The sequence below is a fragment of the Phycisphaeraceae bacterium genome (genome assembly GCA_019636735.1).
In the GTDB taxonomy this organism is placed as follows: domain Bacteria; phylum Planctomycetota; class Phycisphaerae; order Phycisphaerales; family SM1A02; genus VGXK01.
In genome coordinates this window covers 1-18,917 of the sequence record JAHBWY010000015.1, presented here as the reverse complement: position 1 = coordinate 18,917, position 18,917 = coordinate 1, and the positions used below count along the sequence as shown (strand labels likewise).

Sequence of the window (18,917 nt, the reverse complement as noted above, 5' to 3'; positions counted from 1 at the left end):
GAGCCACGAACCCATGGTGTGCATGACCGCGGGCGAAACATGGTTCTCGCTGGCGATGAGTTCCAGCGTCTCGGCCTGCCGGGTGGCCTCGAGCGTCATCGCCTCGGCGATCTCGGGATCACTCGCCGAGAGAAGCTCCATGAGCATGCGGGAGAGGTCGTCCAGCGCGCCCGGAACGGGCGCGCGCGATGGAGGAGAGCCCGAGAGCGTGGTCATGCCTTCATCGTAGCCGCGGAGAGGCCGCCGATCAGGTCATCCCGACCACCCGCATCACCACGGAGGCCTGCACGATCACCATGATCAACAGGCTGGCCAGCACTCCCACCACCGTGACCGACGCCGCCACTGCACGAGGCCGCTCGAGCTTCATGAAGTGCCGGGCCACGGCGAGCCACCAGATGAAGAGAACCAGTGGAAAGGCGCGGATCACCCAGATCTGAGAGTCGTGCCATTGGCCATACTCCCATCTCCCGGCAAGGATGCACCAAGCGTCTGGAGTGGGATCGGCACTGATCTGCGCCACGAAGAGCGCGATGGTCACGGCGATCACGACACCGAGCGCATAGATGCCTGCTCGCAGAATGTGCGACCAGCGGACCTTGGCTCGCCGTCGAACGACCGGGAGCACGATGAAGGTGGCCACGGAGACGGCCAGCGCCATCAGCATCAGGACGAGCGAGCCTGGACTTGAGGTCCAGACGAAACGAATCACATCCCGAGGGGGCGGCAGGTTCGAGCGCGGATAGAGCACCATGCCCGGCGGTCGTTGCCCATTCAGGGGTCGAGCGCCGAGGTTCCGGGGCGTGGGTGTCCCCCATTGAGGGATGATCGAATGCAGCGTCGTTTCGATCTTCTGCCCTGACCATGGCATGAGCACGATGGCGGTCATTGCCACAAGATCACCGAAGTGGTCGCGTGGAGGTGCGGCCAACCGAACGCGGTTCATCAGGAGTGCACCCGTGAGTGTGCTGGCGACGAAGAGAATGATCGCGAGGAACAGCGGATAGAGAAGAATCTTCCGTTGGACCGGCATCGACATGCGGATCTCGCGCCAGAAGCGCCAAGGCCGTAGCGAGTGAATCAATGTGCGAAGGGTCCGGAACCACTGGCCGTCGCTGTTCTCGAAAGACCAGCGCGGTAGTGAGTCGGCGGTAAAGACTCGCCTCCACTCGAGCTCGAGGCCGCACTCCGGACATGGGCTCGAGAGAGGACAGGCGTTCTGCCAATGGTCCACGGTGCCGCGAAGGTCGTAGCCGCAGCGGTAGCAACGCACGAGATCCAGCGTACAAACCCCGCATGATGGGTCGGGCTGCGGGTTCTCCCTTGCGGATGGCCCACGACCTGTGTCACCATGAGTCCATGCCCAATTCTGGACATCAACCCATTCAGACACGCTTCGGACCTCTCTCGGCATGGGTCGAAGGCGATGGCTCGCTCCGCGTCGAGTGGGGACGCGGCCCCGAATCAACCGCCGCCGTGCGAACCCTGCCTCGAGACCTCATGTCGCGCCTGGCTCGTGCGGCTGACGGGAAGCCCGCCGCGTTCAGCGATGTTCCCATCCCTGATGGGACGCCATTTCAGCGGAAGTGCTGGATGATCGCGAAGCGCATCCCGCGCGGCGCGACGCTCACCTACGGCGAAGTCGCCCGACGCGCCGGTGCCCCCGGGGCCGCCCGCGCCGTCGGCCAGGCGATGCGACGGAATCCGACGCCGCTCGTCGTGCCGTGTCATCGGGTCGTCGCGAGTTCGGGGCTGGGCGGCTACTCCGGCACAGATCGAGGCACTGACCCGCGCTGCCGATGCAAGGCGGAGCTGCTTCGGCTCGAGGGCGCGACGGCCGCGCACGGCTGATCGCGCCGGCCTCTGATCTCACCGGCCGTTGATCGCGCAGGCTGCAGACCGCGTCGGCCGCTGATCGTTCCGGTCGTTGATCGCCCCGGCTGCTGCTCGCCCCGTGGATAGATCACGCAGGCCGTTGCAAGCCCGGTCCCCCACTTTGCCGAGACGGTTCCGGAGTGTTCCCATTAGAGTGGGCGCATGCTGCATCGCCACTTGCGCGCCGTCACATGGTCGCTCTTGACCATGCTCCTCATTCTCGCCGCTCCTGCGCCGGTCGAGGCGGCGCCTCCCGCCGGATTCACGGTCGTCCCGATCGGCGGTTCGTGGAACGAGCTGGCGGGTGTCACCTTCCTCGACGACGGGCGAACGATCGCGTGGGAGCGCGGCGGTCGTCTGTGGATGATCGACGCCAATGGCAACAAGGCACCATCCCCCATGCTCGACCTCTCCGAGGAGGTCGGGGCGTGGCGCGACCATGGTCTTCTCGGCGTCGCCCTTCATCCGAACTTCCTGAACAATGGGCGGATTTATCTGCTCTATGTGGTCGATCGACATCACCTCCTGAACTTCGGGACGCCGCAGTACAACCCGAACTCGAACGCCTATTTCGCGGCTTCCATCGGTCGGATCACCAGGTACACGGCGACGGCTGCCAGCAACTTCACGCAGGTCGATCCTGACTCGCGGCTGGTGCTGCTCGGCGAGTCAATCACGACGGGAATCCCCATCGTCCACCAGAGCCACGGTGTGGGCACGATTCTCTTCGGCGTCGATGGCACGCTCCTTGTCTCGGTCGGCGACAGCGCGAGCTACGAAAGCAACGACTTCGGCGGTCAGGTCTCCGGCGGCTATGTCAACCAGGCGCTCGCCGATGGCATCCTGACGGCCAAGGAGAATGTCGGCGCGTTCCGGTCGCAGCTCGTCGACTCACTCTGCGGCAAGATCCTGCGCCTCAACCCGGAGACCGGCGACGGAGTGCCGAGCAATCCCTTCTTCGACCCCTCGGCTCCACGCGCACCGCGAAGCCGCGTCTTCGCCCTTGGCCTGCGCAACCCCTTCCGCATGGAACTCATCCCTGGTACCGGAAGCCACAACCCAGCCGTCGGATTGCCGGGAACGCTCCTCATCGGCGATGTGGGATGGAATGTCCGTGAGGAGATCAACCTATGCGACGCGCCGGCACAGAACTTCGGCTGGCCCATCTTCGAAGGCCTTGAGTACCTGAACGCGTACGCGACCAATGGTGCCTTCAACCTCGATGCGCCGAACAACTTCTTCAATCCGCTCGGCACGCCCCCCTGCTCCCAACCGTTCTTCCCCTTCCGCGAACTGCTCCTGCATGACACCATGGAGCACGATCCGCTCTTCGTGAACGGCTGCGGTCTGTATCAGGCTGAGCATGCGACCCTCTCGGGAGCGATCGTCGTCACCGATGTTCCGGGCTTCACCGGCAACGGGTATGTCGACTACCAGAATCCCTCGAACGACTTTATCGAGTGGAAGGCGACGATTCCGGCGACCGGACCCTTCACGCTGCACTTCCGCTACGCGCTCGGCGCCGCAGGCAATCGACCACTTCGGGTCACCGTCGACGGAGTCGAAGTCGCGGCGGCACTCGACTTTCCGTCGACGGGGAGCTGGACTCGGAACGAGTGGTCCACGCTGACGGTGAACCTCACGGCTGGCGTGCGACGCATCCGCGCCACGGCGATCGGGCAGAGCGGCCCCAACATCGACGCCTTGGCGGTCACGGCTCCCGGTGGCTCGCCACCCGCCATCGACGGCTCGATTCCGCGCTTCGTGCACCGACGCCCCGCCCTCGACTTCGTGCATGGCCCTGCACAGGCCCATGTGCCGGGCTTCAACGGCACCGTGCCCGTGGCACTTCTCGTCGGGTCGCCCGGCTCCGGAGTGGTCGGCGCTCCCTTCTCGGGGTTCTGCGCGATCGGAGGAAGCCGCGTCGAGCCGGGACCGTGGCCGGCGGCGTGGCATGGGACTCATCTCTTCGCCGACTTCGCCTCGCTGTTCATCCGAGGCGTGAAGCTCGATGCAGACGGCAGGGTCACCGAGGTGCAGGTGTTCGATCCATCGGCGGGCCCCGTGGTCATGGCGCGCTACAACCCGATCAACCACTCGCTGTGGGTGGTGCGCTGGGGTAATCAGCTCGTGCGAATCCAGTACGCCCCCGGCACCAACCAGCCGCCGATCGCCGTGGCGCAGGCGTCGCCTTCGTATGGACCATCGCCGCTCCTCGTGACGCTTGACGCGAGCGCCAGCAGCGATCCCGAGGGCTCGGCGCTCACCTTCACATGGAGCCTCCCCGACGGCTCGCGCCCGCTCGAAGGGCCCGTGGTCCAGCACCTCTTCACGGGCGACGGCCCGACGCGCCACGAGGTCCATCTCACGGTGCGCGACACCGCGGGGCTTGAGACCTCGCTCATCGTGCCGGTGTGGACCGACAACACGCCACCAATGGTGCACATCACAAGCGTGCACGATGGCGATCTCTACTCCATGGAATCAAAGACGATTCTTCCGCTGATCGCATCGATCTCCGACGCCGAACATCGGGACCTGAGCTGCGCCTGGGTCACCACGCTCTACCACAACACGCACAATCATCCCGAGCCCGCCGATCCCGAGTGCACGACCTCGACCGTCATCACGCCGCTCGGCTGCGGCGATGAGCTCTACTTCTATGGCATCACGCTGACGGTGACCGACCCGCTCGGCCTGGCCACGACCAAGTCCCTGTTCATTTATCCCGATTGCAAGGGCGTCCTCCTCTGTCCCGCTGACCTCAACGGAAATGGTGTCGTTGATGGCGCCGATCTCGCCGTCGTTCTAGGTCTTTGGGGCACGACCGGCGAGGGATTGATCGCCGACCTCAATCACGACCATCTCGTCGACGGAAACGATCTTGCTGTTGTCCTCGGATCGTGGGGCGAGTGCCCGTAACCAGCGAAGTTCTCACCCATTGGTCGTGCACGAGACCTGCCCGCGGTTGACAGCGCGCCGACATTCTTCGCGCACTTTCATGCAATGCTCTTGTTCAGATCCGGCTTTCGGATTAGCTTCGCAGCATGGGTGGGAAGAAGTCTCGGGCTCCAAGGCCCCACGGGGGTCGCTGGGGGATCCTTTCTCGCAACATTGACTTGCACCTCGACCGCGGTCGCCGTGCATGCCGCGGACTCGTTGTGTCGAGTCTGCTGGCGACATGTCTGCCGGCACCTGGTGCAGTGGCCGATTCCTCGCTTCCGCCGGGATTCGTCGCGCAAACCGTCGGTTCGGGGTGGTACGGCCTCGTCGGCGTCAACTTCCTTCCCGATGGCCGCTCGCTCGCCTGGGATTACCTCGGCCGCGTGTGGATGATCAACGCCGATGGCTCGAAGCAGGTGCAACCGGTGCTGAACCTCATCCAGGAGGTCGGCGCGTGGCGCGATCACGGCATGCTGGGCATGGCCATTGATCCCCACTTCATGGACAACGGCCACATCTACCTGCTGTATGTGGTTGATCGGCACCACCTCCTGCACTTCGGTACGCCGGAGTATCTGCCCAACGCCAATCACTACTACTCCGCGACCATTGGTCGCCTGACCCGCTACACGCTGAAGAAGGAAAGCAACTTCACCGAGGCCGATCCCGCTTCCCGTGTCGTGCTCCTGGGCGAGTCGATCGAGACGGGAGTTCCAATCGTGCATCAGAGCCACGGCGTCGGAACACTGCTGTTCGGAGAAGATGGTTCGCTCCTCGTCTCGACCGGCGACAACTCCAGCTACGCGACGACCGATGTTGGCGGCCAGGTTGACTTCGGCTATGTCGAACAGGCTCTCAAGGAGGGCATTCTGAAGCCCTTCGAAGATGTGGGCAGCTTCCGTTCGCAGCTTCTCGACTCGCTCTGCGGCAAGGTGCTTCGACTCGATCCCGCAACTGGCGATGGACTGCCGAGCAATCCCTTCTTCGATCCCGAAGCGCCACGCTCGGCGCGGAGCCGTGTCTGGGCACTGGGACTCCGCAATCCATTCCGCGTGGAGCTCCTCCCGGAAACCGGCGCCAAGACCTGCACCTGCCGCCAGGGCAAGACCTGCGAACCGGGCTCCGGCCAACCGGGCACGCTTCTGATCGGCGAGGTCGGCTGGACCGCGCGCGAGGAGTACAACCTCTGCGATGCGCCGGGACTCAACTTCGGGTGGCCGCTCTTCGAGGGCATGGAGTGGCACGCCGGATACGCGAAGGCCGCCATCGAACATCCGCTGGTTCCCAACCCCGACGCACCGAGGGCGCCGGGCGAGGGACCGCCACACTTCCTCTTCCGGGATCTGCTGATTCACGACACACCCGAGGCGGAGCCGCGGTTCATCAACCCGGCCGCCTTGCTTCAGGCTGAAGATGGTGTGCTCGTCGGATGCGCCGTGGCCAACGCCCACCCCGGATTCACCGGCGCCGGCTATGTCTCCATGCCCCAACTGACCGGTGGCTCCATCACCTGGAAGGCAGAGGCCCCTGAGGACGGCCTGTACGAGCTTCACTTCCGCGCCGCACTCGGTGGCGGACCCCCGCGCCCGCTGCGAGTTGAAGTCGATGGTGTGATCGTCGCCGCGACAGTGCCCTTCGAAGCAACAGGCTCGTGGACACATTACCGCTGGACATCGATCACAGCCCCGCTCAAGAAGGGTGTCTCACATATTCGCGTGGTCACGACCGGTCTTGCCGGCCCGTCGATGGACGCGCTGGCCGTGGTGCATGTCGGCGAAGAGATCAAAGAAATCCCCATCGGGGCGCCGACCTTCGTACATCGCCGTCCGCTGCTTGATTGGGTGCACTGGGGTGGTGATCTGACCCATGTGGCCGGCTTCGACGGAGACCGCCCGGTAGGAATCCTGATCGGCACACCTGCCTCCGGCGTCGTGGGCGTTCCCTTCCAGGGTCTCTGCGCCATCGGCGCGAGCCGCATTCCCGTGAACGGCTGGCCATCGCAGTGGCACGGCGTCCACCTCTTCGGCGATCACACTCTCGGCTGGCTCAAGGGGTTCCGGCTGAACGACGACGGTGCCGTCACCGAGGTCATGAACTTCGCCCAGAACCAGGGGGAGATCGTCTTCGCTCGATACAACCCCTACAACGAATCGCTCTATGTCGTGAGCTGGGCGCAGACGCTGAAGCGGATCCGTTACGCCGGCGGAGAGAACCTTCCCCCCATCGTCTCGGCGCACGCGTCGCCTCTGTACGGGCCGTCACCGCTGACGGTCACCCTCGACGCGAGCGGATCATTCGACCCCGAGGGTGGATCACTGCTCTTCACCTGGCGCCTGAAGAATGGCACGCTCATCGCCACGGGCCCGGTGACGAGCTATGTCTTCGAAGGCCGCGGTCCCACGCGCCACGACCTGATCCTTGTCGTGCAGGATGACCTCGGCGCGGAGTCATCGAAGACGCTCTCAATCTGGACCGACAACACGCCACCCAAGGTGAAGATCACCAGCCTCTCCGACGGCGATCTCTACCCGATGACGGGCGACACCAAGTTCCATCTTGAAGCGAAGTTCTCCGACGACGAGCATGATGACCTGAAGTGCGCATGGCAGACGATCCTTCACCACAACACGCACACCCATCCCGAGCCGCCCGACTCCGAGTGCATCACCAAGACGGTGATCTCTCCGCTCGGCTGCGGCGAAGAGACCTACTTCTTTGAAGTCACGCTGTCTGTCAGCGACCCGCTCGGCCTCTCGGGCCACGACACAGTCTTCCTCTATCCGGACTGCTCGGGGGTCGTCACCTGCCTCGGTGAGCTGACTTTCGACGGCATCGTCGATGGCGCCGACATCGCCACTCTTCTCGGGATGTGGGGCGTGAAGGGCGAGCACATCGCGGCCGACTTCAACCAGGACGGCCTCGTCGATGGGGCCGATCTCGCCATCCTGCTCGGGGCGTGGGGCCCCTGCCCATGATCCGACGCGACCGGTGAATGATCCCCTTGGCCGATCGGGGCCTTGAGTCGCGCGGCATCGACCCCGCCGAGGCGGTCTCCGCTATCCTGCCCTGTTTCCCACGGAGATCCCATGAACCTGACCATGGTCGGCAGCGGTTATGTCGGACTCGTCACAGGCGCGTGCTTCGCCGAGACGGGCAACAATGTGATGTGCCTCGATGTCGATGAGCGGAAGATCGCCATGCTCAAGCGCGGCGAGAGTCCGATCTACGAGCCGGGCCTCTCCGAGATGATTCTCCGCAACGCGCAGGCCGGGCGCCTCCACTTCACAACCAGCAAGCGCGAGGCCTACGAGCATGGTGATGCGATCTTCATCTGCGTGGGAACGCCAAGTGACGAGGATGGCTCAGCCGACCTCAAGTATGTGCTCGCGGTCGCGAGCGACATCGGCGAGGAGTTGGAACGGCTTGGCGCATCCGGCGCGGCAAAGGTCGTTGTCGTCAAGAGCACCGTGCCCGTTGGAACCAGCCACAAGGTGCGCGATGTCATCCGCTCGAAGACGAAGGTCGCCTTCCATATCGCCGACAATCCCGAGTTCCTCAAGGAAGGCGATGCGATCAACGACTTCATGAAGCCCGACCGCGTGGTCGTGGGAGTGGAGCATGACGACGCGGGGCGCCTGATGCGCGAGCTCTATGAGCCCTTCGTGCGCCAGGGCAACCCCATCTTCGTCATGGATGTCCGCAGCGCCGAGATGGTCAAGTACGCCTCGAACGCGATGCTCGCCTGCAAGATCTCGTTCATCAACGAGATCGCAAACCTCTGCGAGCGCTACGGCGCGAACATCACCAGCGTGCGCGAAGGCATGTGCGCCGACCGTCGCATCGGCAACCAGTTCCTCTACCCGGGCCTCGGCTACGGCGGAAGCTGCTTCCCCAAGGACACGCAGGCCGTGGTCCAGATGGGCCGCGCCGCGGGCTTCCCCTGCAAGCTCAATGAAGCGGTGCATGTGGTGAATCAGGATCAGCGCCAGCACTTCTGGACGAAGGTCGAGGAGGAGCTCGGCAAGGACCTCCGGGGGAAGACGCTGGCCTTCTGGGGGGTGGCCTTCAAGCCGAGGACCGATGACATCCGCGAGGCGCCGGCGATCGCCCTCATGAAGAAGGCTGTCGCGGCCGGCGCCAAGGTCCGGGCCTATGACCCGGTCGCCCTCGAGAATCTCGCCAAGGAATACCCGGCGGCGGAGTGCGTCAACGACCTCTACGAGGTGCTGGATGGCGCCGATGCCCTGGTCATTTCGACCGAGTGGAATGAGTTCCGCTCCCCGGACTTTGGGCAGATCGCCTCTCGGCTCAAGGCCAAGATCATCTTTGACGGCCGCAATCTCTACCGCCGCCAGCACATGGATGACCTCGGCTTCACCTACTGGTCGGTCGGGCGTGCCCCGGTTCGCCCGAGGTCCAGCGCTCCGGCGGCAGTCCGCTAGGGCCCCCGCGGTCGCGTGCCGACTCCCCGCCAAGCTGGGGGGACCCACCGCCCGCTGGCTACGCGGCGCTGGAAAAACCTTCAAAATCGAGACTTCGCGCGCTTGTACGCCGTGTTATCCCGGCGTACATTCCCGCGCGTAGACACCGGGTGGCAGGAAACCCCGGTGAAACGACGCATTCACGCCCCGAGCGTCGGGGCAGCGTCCCGCAGCGCTCCGAGAGGAGCAACCGAGAAAGGATTCGACCGAACATGGCCACTTCCACCGCAAAGGCTCGCAGCAAGGGCGCCACCATCGCCGAAATCGTCAAGAGCACGGGTCTGCCCCGCAAGCAGGTCGTCGCGGTGCTCGACTCGCTCATCACCATCATGAAGAAGGACCTCGGCAAGCGCGGCCCCGGCGTCTTCAAGCTCATGGGCCTGCTCAAGCTCACCACCGTCATCAAGCCCGCCACGAAGGCGCGCATGGGCCGCAACCCGTTCACGGGCGAGGAGGTCATGATCAAGGCCAAGCCCGCGTCGCGCAAGGTTCGCGCTCGTGCGCTCAAGGCGCTCAACGCGATGGTCTGAGAGTTCGCGACTCACCGATCTCGCCACGGCGAGTTCCGACTTCATTCGAAGTCGAACACTTCACTTGAAGAGAGACACGGCCCCCTCGCTGGGGCCGTGTTTTTTCTTGATGATCGATGACCGCGCGGCACGCCGCGCGAGGCACTCACGCTTCGAGCGCGCGACGCAGCGAGCCGCGCGCCGCATGAAGTCGACGCTCCGCCTCGGCCCGATCGACGCACGCGCAGCGCATCACGATGGCGACCTTGAGCGAGCGCCCGGCGGCGTCGATGGCGGCCGCGGCTTCGCCTCGATCAAGCGACTCATCGAACTCCCGAAGAATGCGAATCGCCCGATCCATGAGCTTGTCGTTCGTCGCCGCGAGGTCGACCATCAGATTGCCGTGCACCTTGCCGAGCCGAACGAAGACGGCGGTGGAGATCGCGTTGAGCGCCACCTTCGTGGCGGTGCCCGCCTTCAGGCGCGTGCTGCCGGTGAGGATCTCCGGGCCCGTGTGGAGATCGAGGCGATGATCGCAGCCCTCCACTCGCGCCCCCGGAAAGCAGGTGAGAAGCCCGGTCAACGCCCCTCGCGCTTTGGCGAGTTCGATTGCCCCAAGCACGAAGGGCGTGGTTCCACCGGCGGCAATCCCGAGAAAGGCGTCGCGCGGCCCCACCTCGAGGCGCTCGAAGTCCGGCGCGATGCCGTGCCATTCATCCTCGCGCCCCTCGCTGCTGCGGCGCAATGCGCCATCTCCGCCCGCGATGATCCCCACGACCTGCGACGGATCGCTTCTGAAGGTCGGCGGACACTCGCTGGCGTCGAGGACTCCAAGGCGACCGCTGGTGCCCGCGCCGGCGTAGATCAATCGCCCTCCCTGTACCAATCGCTCGGCGACCGCGTCGGCGAAGGCGCCGATCGCGGCGGCGGCCCGTGCCACCTGGTGGACGCCGTCGATCGCATCCTCGGCGACGAGCGCCACGATCTCGCTCGCCGAACAACGGTCAAGTTCGAGCGAGCGAGGATGCCTTCCCTCGGTCGTGACATGGGCACGATCGGGCGGAAGCTCGCTCACGGTTCGATGACCTCCAACGAGCGATCTTCCTCCGCGCCCTGGCTCGGTGCCTCGAGCGACGCCTTCGCGTCGCCGTCCTGCGCCATGAGCCCGAGGTGCTTCAGCAGGTAGGACCACTTCACACCTTCGACCGCGGGACCACGAACGCCGTGATCAGCCGTCGGGAAGATCATCATGTCGAAGGGCCGATTCGCGCGCTGAAGAGCATGCGCGAACTCGAAGAGATTCGTCACATGAACATTGTCGTCCACCATCCCGTGGATGAGCATCAGCCGACCACGCAGGCGCGGCGCGAGCCGGACGGCGCTGCCGGCGTCATATCCCTCGGCGTTCTCCTTCGGCGTGCGCATGTAGCGCTCGGTGTAGATGGTGTCGTACTGCCGCCAGTCGGTGACGGCAGCGCCGGCCACACCGACGGAGAAGACCTCGGGATAGCGCAGGAGCGCCATGATGGTGGCGTAACCCCCGTAGCTGTGGCCCGTGATGGCAATGCGCGAGCCGTCGACATAGGGCCGCTCGGCGAGGCAGCGCGCCGCCGCCGCCTGGTCGTCGATGTCGGGTCCACCCAACCGCAGGTAGGTGGCTCCTTCGAAGGCCTTGCCTCGGCCCGGTGTGCCGCGATTGTCGACCTTCGCGATGAGCATTCCGAACTCGCTGCGCGGATCCGGCGTTGCGGCCCTTGAGTTCACCGTCTGGACACCCGGTCCCGCGTAGACATCCATCAGGAGCGGGTACTTCTTCGACGGATCGAAGTTCGAGGGTTTGTGCAGCACGCCGTAGAGGACGGTCTCGCCGTCGGCGGCCAGACAGGTGAAGAACTCCGGCGCCCGAAGTCCACGAGCGCCCCAGGGGTTCTCCTCTCTCTCGCGAAGCACCCTGGGAGCGACCTCGGGCGCCTCCGCCGAGAAGAGCACGAACTCCGGCGCAAGATCGACGAATTGCTCGACCGCGGTGAACCACCGGCCATCGGGGGCGATCGTGAAGCTGCCGTAGTGGCGATCACCTGGTGTCAGGCGCCTTGGCGCCGAGCCATCGAGTGACACCTGCATGAGTTGGGGGTTGAGGCGTGTCTCGCTGGCCATGGCCGTGTACCAGAGCACCCCCGCCGCTTCGTCGAGCCTCACGATCGCCTGCACGGGGAAGTCGCCATCGGTGAGTGTCCGAACCAGTCCGGCGTCGACATCCCAGAGCTCGAACTGCCGATGGCCGCTTCGCTCGGAGACCCAGAGGAAACGACGACCATCGCTGAGAAAGGTCCGCTCCGGTCGGTGGTGCTGCCATGTCTCCTGAGTCTCGACGATCAGCGGCCTGGATTCGCCCGTGCGCGGATCGGCCACCATCACCTCGAGTCGATTCTGGTGTCGCCCCATGCGGTTGAAGAGCAGGAAGCGACTGTCCGGCGTCCACACGATGTCATGGATGTACTGCTCACGATCATCGCCGACCTCGATCGGGATTCGCCGATTCTGCTCCGTATCGAAGACCTCGAGCTGCGCGATGGGATTCGACTCGCCCGCCTTCGGGAAGGGAAGCATCACCACGCTCGGGCGCACCGTCTCGACGCCGGTGAGCATGGGCACCTCGACCACTTCGCGATCGTCGAAGCGGTAGTAGGCGAGGAAGCGCCCGTCGGGTGACCACCACATTGCGGTGGTCTGATCGAGTTCCTCTCCATAGACCCAGCTCGCGTTGCCGAAGCGCACACCGCGCGGACCCGGTGAACCCTCCGTGGTCACCTGAATGTCGCCGCCCGCGCCACCGGTGATGACGACATTCCCTGCACGAAACAGGGCAACCCGGCGTCCATCGGGCGCTGTGGCGGAGAGCGACTGGAAGCCTCGCCCCGGCGCTGGTGGAGGCGGTGGCACCTGCGGGAACGGCGATGATGGCGCACTCCACGCGGGCCACTCCGGCGCAACCTCGAGCACGCTCGGCTCACCGCGCGGTGGAAGGTCGAGCGTCAGCCACTCCGAACCTTCGCGCCACGCGACGCTCCGGCCATCGGGCGCGAATCGCACCTCACTCCGGCCGACACGATGAAGCCCCGCCGCGGCGCTCTGCGCCTTGCGCACAGCGTCGGCGCGAGGAAGATCGTCAAAGCGCTCCCACGCGACCGCGCCCGAGACCACGCTCGAGACCACGCCGAGTGCAACAAGCGCCACCGCCACGCCGCGCAGCCGAACCGCGCCGACACTCGCCCGAATGCGGCGAACACGATGATCGGCCGCGACGCACATCTTCACCATGATTGACTCCTCAGCCCACGCGTGTCAGTCGCTGGAAGGCTCGCATGCGATCGTCGATCTGCCCGCGATCCAGCCGGCGAAGTCGATCGAGCCCAAACGACTCGATCGTGAAACTGGCGAGCACCGTGCCCCACGCGAGCCCCCCCTGAATCGCCTCGAGGTCCCGCCGTCCCGTTGCGGCGAGGTGCCCCATGAGGCCCCCGGCAAAGGAGTCGCCAGCACCGGTCGGGTCCACCACCTGCGCGTGATCGGCGGGGAACGCAGGCAGCGTCGCCACGCCATCCCGGTGCACGAGCACCGCCCCGTGCTCTCCCTTCTTCACCACCACGAAGGATGGCCCCATGTCAAGGATCGCACGCCCCGCACTGACCGCATTGCGGATCTCCGTGAGCTGCGTCGCCTCCTGATCATTGAGCACCACGCCATCGACCTCGGCGAAGAGACGCATGAGCTCGGGCCGCGCGATGTTGATCCACAGGTCCATCGTGTCGCAGACGGCGATCTGGCGATCCGGGAAGTGCTGGAGGAGGTCCAACTGCACCGCAGGGTGCGTGTTCCCGAGAAAGACATGTCGGCTGTCTCGAAATGAAACCGGCACCTTCGGCGGCACCTCTTCAAGCACGCCAAGCTCCGTGAAGAGCGTTTCTCGCCGATTCATGTCGTCGAGGTAGCGCCCGCCCCAGGCAAAGGTGCGGCTCTGCGGGCGCACTTCAAGACCATCAAGCGAGACGTTCTTGAAGTGTTCGAGTTGCGTCCGATGCTCCTGCGGCCAATCGCCCCCGACCGCGCCGACCACGCGCACGGGAGTGAGAAAGCTCGCCGCCGCGGCGAAGTACGCGCAGCTTCCACCGAGCACGCGCTCCGCCTGCCCTGTCGGTGCATGCAGGGTGTCGATCCCGATCGTTCCAGTCACCAGGAGTGGCATGGCCGCGAGTATAGGGGTCGCGCTCGGCGGCTCATGGGCCGCGAGGGAGCTCTTACGAAGAGGGCTTCGCCAAGCCGATTCCGATCGCGACGCCGACGATCGATCCCCCCGCAAGGTCAAGCGGCATGATCGCGACGAGATTCGGAATCGCCCCGCGCACGAAGGCGCTCCCCGCATCGGCGACGGTCATCGCCAGGATGAGCTGCGCCACGGCGATGATCGCCACCGGTGACGCAAAGAGCAGCACCGGCGACGCTTCTGGGGCACTGCGCCGCGCCACATGACCGGCAAGCACTCCGCCTACGAGCGCCGCGCCGATCGCCTGCCCCTTGAGCGGGCTGGTCACGAGGAGCCACGCGCCGATGATTGCCACCGCGCCGATGGCCGCCACCTTGAGCGACGCGGGTGAGAAGGCCTCCGCCATGGATGCGAGCGCTCCGCTCGAACCATGACCGGCGTGCGCGGCGCCATGCGCCGGGTCGTCGTCGCGCGCCACTCGATGCACGAGCAGCGACGCTCCGGCGACAAGCAGCGCCCAGAACAGGCTCTCGATCGCCAGTGGCACCAGCGAAGTGCCGTCGAAGCTCGCGTCACGAATCGTGCCCATGCGCATCGAGAGGACGCATAGCGCGCTTCCGAGCGTGAAGAGACCGACCACCGGATTGAGCAATCTCCCGACCACGACCGCCACGGCCGTCGCCAGCGCCATCGCGACCAGCAGCATGACTGCGGCCATCACGGGCGAGGTCGCGTCGACGACGCCGGGCCCCGGCACGCCACGCGGCGAGATGAGAAAGCCGATCACGCTCCAGGTCGCGGCGCCCGAGGCGACAACCCCGGCTGCCAAGACGATCCATCGCATGACCGCGCTCTCCATGAGTGCGGTGTGTACGCGAAGAGCGGCTCGAGCGGCAAGGGCCGCAGGGATGATTCGCCGGTTGCGGCCGTCGCCATCGGTCGCGCGGCTCCTGCCCCACGGCCGCAGCGCCCTCGGAGCCGCGCCGATGCGCCGCATCGTTAGCATGGTCTCCCCGTGCCCGCGCCCCTTCCATCCATCGTGCTCGACGGCGAATCGCTCCCTCTCGACGCCTTGAGCGCCATCGCAGATGGCCGGGCGTCGATCCGTCTCGGTGATCGGGGTCGGGCCAAGATGGAGGCCTCTCGGGCGCTCGTTGAGAACGCCGCGGCCGGAAGCGATGCGGTCTACGGAGTCAACACGGGCTTCGGCTCTCTCTCGCGCGTCCGAATCGATCGAAGCGAACTTCGCCAGCTCCAGCGGAACTTGATTCGCTCGCACGCATCGGGAGTCGGTCCACCGCTTCACCCGCGACAGGTCCGCGCAATGATGGCACTGCTCGCCGCGAGCCTCGCGAGGGGACGCAGTGGTGCGCGTCCGGTGGTTGTCGAGCAGATCGCGAAGCTGCTCGATGCGCAGGTCACCCCGCGCGTGCCGAGCCGGGGCTCGGTCGGCGCCTCGGGCGACTTGGCGCCGCTGGCGCATGTCGCGCTCGGCCTCATGGGCGAGGGCGACGCCGATCTCTGCGGCGTGATGACCCGGGCTGGCTTCGCGCTCAAGGCGCGCGGTATCGAGCCGCTCGAACTCGACGCGAAGGAGGGACTTGCCCTCATCAACGGGACCCATGCCATGGCCGCCGTCGGGGGTCTCGCCCTGCTCGATGCGGAACGCCTCTTCCGTGCGGCGGTGCGCAGCGCGGCGCTTGCGATGGACGCCGCGCTCGCCTCCGATGCCTTTCTCGATGAGCGCCTTCATCAGGCTCGCAATCAACCCGGCCAGATCGAGGTCGCCGCGCTGCTGCGCCGCGAACTCGAGGGTTCGGCAATCACTCCGAGCCATCGCGAGAATGATCCGCGCGTGCAGGATCCCTACTCGCTCCGCTGCACGCCGCAGGTGCTGGGTGCGGCGCTCGATGGCCTTCGTTTCGTCCGCGCGACCATCGAACGCGAACTCGGCGCTGTCACGGACAATCCACTCGTCTTCGCCGAGGCCGCGGGCTCCGATCGCGCCCTCGTCTCGGGCGGCAACTTTCATGGCATGCCTCTCGCGATCGCCCTTGACATGGCGACGATTGCGCTCGCGCCCGTTGCAGGAATCGCGGAGCGCCGCGTCTACTGGGTCCTTGCCGGGGCCGACCCGTTCACGAAGCTGACGCCCCATCTGGCCCACGACCCCGGGCTCAAGTCGGGCCTCATGATCGCGCAGTACGCCGCCGCCGCCTGCTGTAACGAGATTCAGACTCTCTGCACGCCCGCGTGCGTGGCGAACATTCCGACCTGCGCCGGCATGGAGGACTACAACAGCTTCGGCGCGACTTCGGCACTCAAGTTCGATCGCGCCGTGTCGCTCGCCCGAAGCGTGGTGGCCATCGAGCTTCTCTGCATGACCGAAGCCCTCGAACGACATCGACCCCTGCGAAGCGGGGCGCGAGTGGAGCAGACCGCGGCGATGGTGCGCAAGGTGGTGCCTGGGTCGACTGAAGATCGACCACCGGCGCCGATGATTGCGGCGATCGAGGCGTGCATTGCTTCCGGCGCCTTCGACATCGAGCGCTCCTGAGAAGCGCGACCCACGACTTTGTTCACAGACTGGTTGGTCGACGCACGCCCCGCGTGGGCGCCTCGATCGCGAGGGAACGGTGATGACCGCCCGCACCCTGGCGACCTGCGTTCAGGCCATCCCGGATCGGCGGCTCACCCCTCAGATGAAGCGATCTGGGTGTTTCCCGTCACAACCGGCGCGGAAAGTGCGCGTTTTCAGCCGTTGGTTTCTCTTGGGTTTGTGGATTCTCCGGGGTATGCTCTCTCTCGCAGTCGGCGGGAGAGTCGAGGGGCGGGGAACCCCTTTGGTCAGGACCATCGACGAGTTCGGGGTTCCCGGGCCGGTCGTGTCCACCGACTGAAACGGTCGAACGGTGCAGATGCGAGGAATGAAGAGAGCCTGGGCCAATCCACCATCGTTCACCATGACGCTGATCGTCATGGCGATGGCCGCGTCCGTCGCGCTTGCAGGCTCCGGGACAACGCCCCTTCCGCTCTTTGAAACGAACCTTGTTCCTCCTGCACAGTCGAGCAGTGACGAACTCGGTCGCAGCGTCGCCTTCCAGGAGCCGTTCATGGTGGCTGGCGCATGGACCTCATCATCGAAGGGTGTTCTTCGTCACGGCGCCGGCGAGATCTGGCGACTCGCGCCCGAAGGATGGATTCACGAGGCGTCGGTGACGCCGCCAGACCCGGAGGTCGATCTCCGCTTCGGCGGTGCGGTCGCGGTCGCCCGACCGAAGATCCAATTCGCCACGCGGACGCCCGCCGCATTCGGTGCCGATGGTGCCACCGTCGGCGGCAAGATGAATGCCGGCGCGGTCTACATCTTCCGGCGCTTCATGGACAGGACCTGGCCCTTCGAGACCAAGTTGGTTGCCAGCGATGCGGCCGCTGGTGATCGCTTCGGTCGTGCGGTCGCGATGGATGGCGATCTTGTCGCCGTTGGCGCGCCGCTTCGGCAGAGCAGCCGAGGCGCGATCTATCTCTTCAGGCTTGTGGCGAAGGCAGACAAGACCTTCGAGTGGCAGCAGGAGGCGATTCTCACGGCCAACGATGCTGCCATCGGCGACGCGCTGGGCACGAGCGTCGCCGTCTCGGGCGACACCGTGATCGCCGGCGCCGTCGGAAAGCACGCGGGCAGCCAGCTCCACCAGGGCGCGGTGTATGTCTTCACCCGGAGCGGCGGAACATGGAGTCAGAAGGCGAAGATCGTCGCGTCCGATGGACAGGCGGGTGACGGCTTCGGCCGTGCGGTCGCCTTCGATCCGGCCGATGAGACCATTGCCGGGTCCACCACGCACCTGCTCACCGGCGGGCTGACGCGAGTTCATCTCTTCGAGCGCTCGGGCCCCACCTGGGTCCAGAAGGCAACCCTCACGCCCCCCGCCCCGCAGGCCAATGAACAATTCGGCTCGACGCTTGCGCTGCGCTCGGGACGGCTCGTCGCGGGTGCGCCCAATCGCTCGATCGATGGATCGGCTGGACGCGGCGCCATCGTCCAGTTCCTCCGTCATGAGACCACCGGAACATGGGCGCTCGATCAGGTGATCATCGACCCCGTCGGTGCTGCTGGCGACGCATTCGGGACGAGCGTTGCGCTCCACGGCGAAGCGATGGTGGTTGGCGCACGCGGAGTGGACCAGCCGGGAGAGGCGAATGTCGGTGCCGTGCTCGTCTACTGGGCCGAGGACTGCAATCTCAATGATGCCTTCGGCCTTTGCACGATCGTGCCCGCCGATGTGAACCAGGACTCGTTTGTCGACTGCTACGACCTGGCGCTCTTGCTTGGACATTGGGGCGAAGTCGAGCCGGGCGATCCCCTCGATCTCGACGGCGATGGCAGGGTTGACGGAGTCGACCTGGCTATCCTGCTGGGGCTATGGACCGGTTGACCACCACCGCGCCTGTGATCCGGGCGCCTCGAGGCAACACACTCACCTGTCGCACCTGGGCTGCCGAGGCGGCCATGCGGATGCTCATGAACAACCTCGACCCCGAGGTGGCCGAGCGTCCCGAGGACTTGGTGGTGTACGGTGGCCGGGGTCAGGCGGCCCGCTCATGGGAAGCGTTCGATGCGATCATCGCGGCGCTCCAATCGCTCGCTGAAGATGAAACTCTGCTCGTCCAGAGCGGGAAGCCCGTGGGCATCGCCCGCACCCATCGCGATGCGCCGCGCGTGCTGATTGCGAACTCGAATCTCGTTCCCCATTGGGCAACCCAGGAGCACTTTGACGATCTCGCCGGCCGCGGGCTCATCATGTACGGCCAGATGACCGCGGGGTCGTGGATCTACATCGGCACGCA

General features: G+C 65.8%; 14 protein-coding genes. 8 read left to right on the top strand and 6 right to left on the bottom strand.

The window, feature by feature from the left end:
• Together KF724_13565 and KF724_13560 are read right to left on the bottom strand one after the other, a co-directional pair.
• A partial coding sequence (locus KF724_13565; GenBank protein MBX3356717.1) for a hypothetical protein occupies window positions 1-147 on the bottom strand: 147 nt, incomplete at its 3' end.
• A gap of 100 nt (window positions 148-247) precedes the next feature.
• The gene (locus KF724_13560; protein MBX3356716.1) at window positions 248-1,273 is read right to left on the bottom strand and encodes a hypothetical protein; all 1,026 of its coding nucleotides are present in this window, start codon (window positions 1,271-1,273) and stop codon (window positions 248-250) included.
• An 86-nt stretch (window positions 1,274-1,359) separates the two neighbouring features.
• Here KF724_13560 and KF724_13555 point away from each other — a divergent pair, with 86 nt between their 5' ends.
• The 5 genes from KF724_13555 to KF724_13535 all read left to right on the top strand — a co-directional run bounded on the left by KF724_13555 (window position 1,360) and on the right by KF724_13535 (window position 9,829).
• Entirely contained in the window at window positions 1,360-1,851 is a 492-nt protein-coding gene (locus KF724_13555) for a methylated-DNA--[protein]-cysteine S-methyltransferase (GenBank protein ID MBX3356715.1), read from the top strand.
• Window positions 1,852-2,037: 186 nt separating this feature from the next.
• Window positions 2,038-4,797 carry a PQQ-dependent sugar dehydrogenase gene (locus KF724_13550; protein MBX3356714.1) on the top strand — a complete coding sequence of 920 codons (2,760 nt, stop codon included), beginning with the start codon at window positions 2,038-2,040 and terminating at the stop codon, window positions 4,795-4,797.
• A 281-nt stretch (window positions 4,798-5,078) separates the two neighbouring features.
• Window positions 5,079-7,793, top strand: a complete 2,715-nt coding sequence (locus tag KF724_13545; protein MBX3356713.1) for a PQQ-dependent sugar dehydrogenase — start codon at window positions 5,079-5,081, stop codon at window positions 7,791-7,793.
• Window positions 7,794-7,904: 111 nt separating this feature from the next.
• Window positions 7,905-9,260 carry a UDP-glucose/GDP-mannose dehydrogenase family protein gene (locus KF724_13540; GenBank protein MBX3356712.1) on the top strand — a complete coding sequence of 452 codons (1,356 nt, stop codon included), beginning with the start codon at window positions 7,905-7,907 and terminating at the stop codon, window positions 9,258-9,260.
• A 251-nt stretch (window positions 9,261-9,511) separates the two neighbouring features.
• Complete coding sequence (locus KF724_13535) at window positions 9,512-9,829, top strand: HU family DNA-binding protein (protein MBX3356711.1); 318 nt, start codon at window positions 9,512-9,514, stop codon at window positions 9,827-9,829.
• Between the two features lie 145 nt (window positions 9,830-9,974).
• Here the strand turns inward: KF724_13535 and murQ are convergent, their stop codons facing one another.
• Genes murQ through KF724_13515 form a run of 4 tightly spaced genes read right to left on the bottom strand, consistent with a single transcriptional unit; the run spans window position 9,975 to window position 14,931 of the window.
• Entirely contained in the window at window positions 9,975-10,883 is a 909-nt protein-coding gene (gene murQ / locus KF724_13530) for an N-acetylmuramic acid 6-phosphate etherase (protein MBX3356710.1), read from the bottom strand.
• Window positions 10,880-13,129, bottom strand: a complete 2,250-nt coding sequence (locus KF724_13525) for a DPP IV N-terminal domain-containing protein (GenBank protein ID MBX3356709.1) — start codon at window positions 13,127-13,129, stop codon at window positions 10,880-10,882. The genes murQ and KF724_13525 overlap by 4 nt, the downstream gene beginning before the upstream one ends.
• 10 nt (window positions 13,130-13,139) lie before the next feature.
• Window positions 13,140-14,054, bottom strand: a complete 915-nt coding sequence (locus KF724_13520) for a sugar kinase (GenBank protein ID MBX3356708.1) — start codon at window positions 14,052-14,054, stop codon at window positions 13,140-13,142.
• A gap of 52 nt (window positions 14,055-14,106) precedes the next feature.
• Window positions 14,107-14,931 carry a hypothetical protein gene (locus KF724_13515; protein ID MBX3356707.1) on the bottom strand — a complete coding sequence of 275 codons (825 nt, stop codon included), beginning with the start codon at window positions 14,929-14,931 and terminating at the stop codon, window positions 14,107-14,109.
• Between the two features lie 156 nt (window positions 14,932-15,087).
• Here KF724_13515 and hutH point away from each other — a divergent pair, with 156 nt between their 5' ends.
• The 3 genes from hutH to KF724_13500 all read left to right on the top strand — a co-directional run.
• The gene (gene hutH, locus KF724_13510; protein ID MBX3356706.1) at window positions 15,088-16,629 is read left to right on the top strand and encodes a histidine ammonia-lyase; all 1,542 of its coding nucleotides are present in this window, start codon (window positions 15,088-15,090) and stop codon (window positions 16,627-16,629) included.
• Window positions 16,630-17,035: 406 nt separating this feature from the next.
• Window positions 17,036-18,505 (top strand): hypothetical protein, encoded by a 1,470-nt coding sequence (locus tag KF724_13505; GenBank protein MBX3356705.1) that lies wholly within the window; start codon window positions 17,036-17,038, stop codon window positions 18,503-18,505.
• On the top strand, window positions 18,493-18,917 hold a 425-nt coding region (locus KF724_13500; GenBank protein ID MBX3356704.1), incomplete at its 3' end, for a hypothetical protein. The genes KF724_13505 and KF724_13500, both read left to right, overlap by 13 nt.

Bases quoted from the DNA above. Each gene is read 5' to 3' on its own strand.
- KF724_13555 (MBX3356715.1), top strand. From the start codon at position 1,360: ATGCCCAATTCTGGACATCAACCCATTCAGACACGCTTCGGACCTCTC.
- KF724_13550 (MBX3356714.1), top strand. From the start codon at position 2,038: ATGCTGCATCGCCACTTGCGCGCCGTCACATGGTCGCTCTTGACCATG.
- KF724_13540 (MBX3356712.1), top strand. From the start codon at position 7,905: ATGAACCTGACCATGGTCGGCAGCGGTTATGTCGGACTCGTCACAGGC.
- KF724_13535 (MBX3356711.1), top strand. From the start codon at position 9,512: ATGGCCACTTCCACCGCAAAGGCTCGCAGCAAGGGCGCCACCATCGCC.
- KF724_13525 (MBX3356709.1), bottom strand. From the start codon at position 13,129: ATGGTGAAGATGTGCGTCGCGGCCGATCATCGTGTTCGCCGCATTCGG.
- KF724_13520 (MBX3356708.1), bottom strand. From the start codon at position 14,054: ATGCCACTCCTGGTGACTGGAACGATCGGGATCGACACCCTGCATGCA.
- KF724_13515 (MBX3356707.1), bottom strand. From the start codon at position 14,931: ATGGAGAGCGCGGTCATGCGATGGATCGTCTTGGCAGCCGGGGTTGTC.
- KF724_13505 (MBX3356705.1), top strand. From the start codon at position 17,036: ATGACGCTGATCGTCATGGCGATGGCCGCGTCCGTCGCGCTTGCAGGC.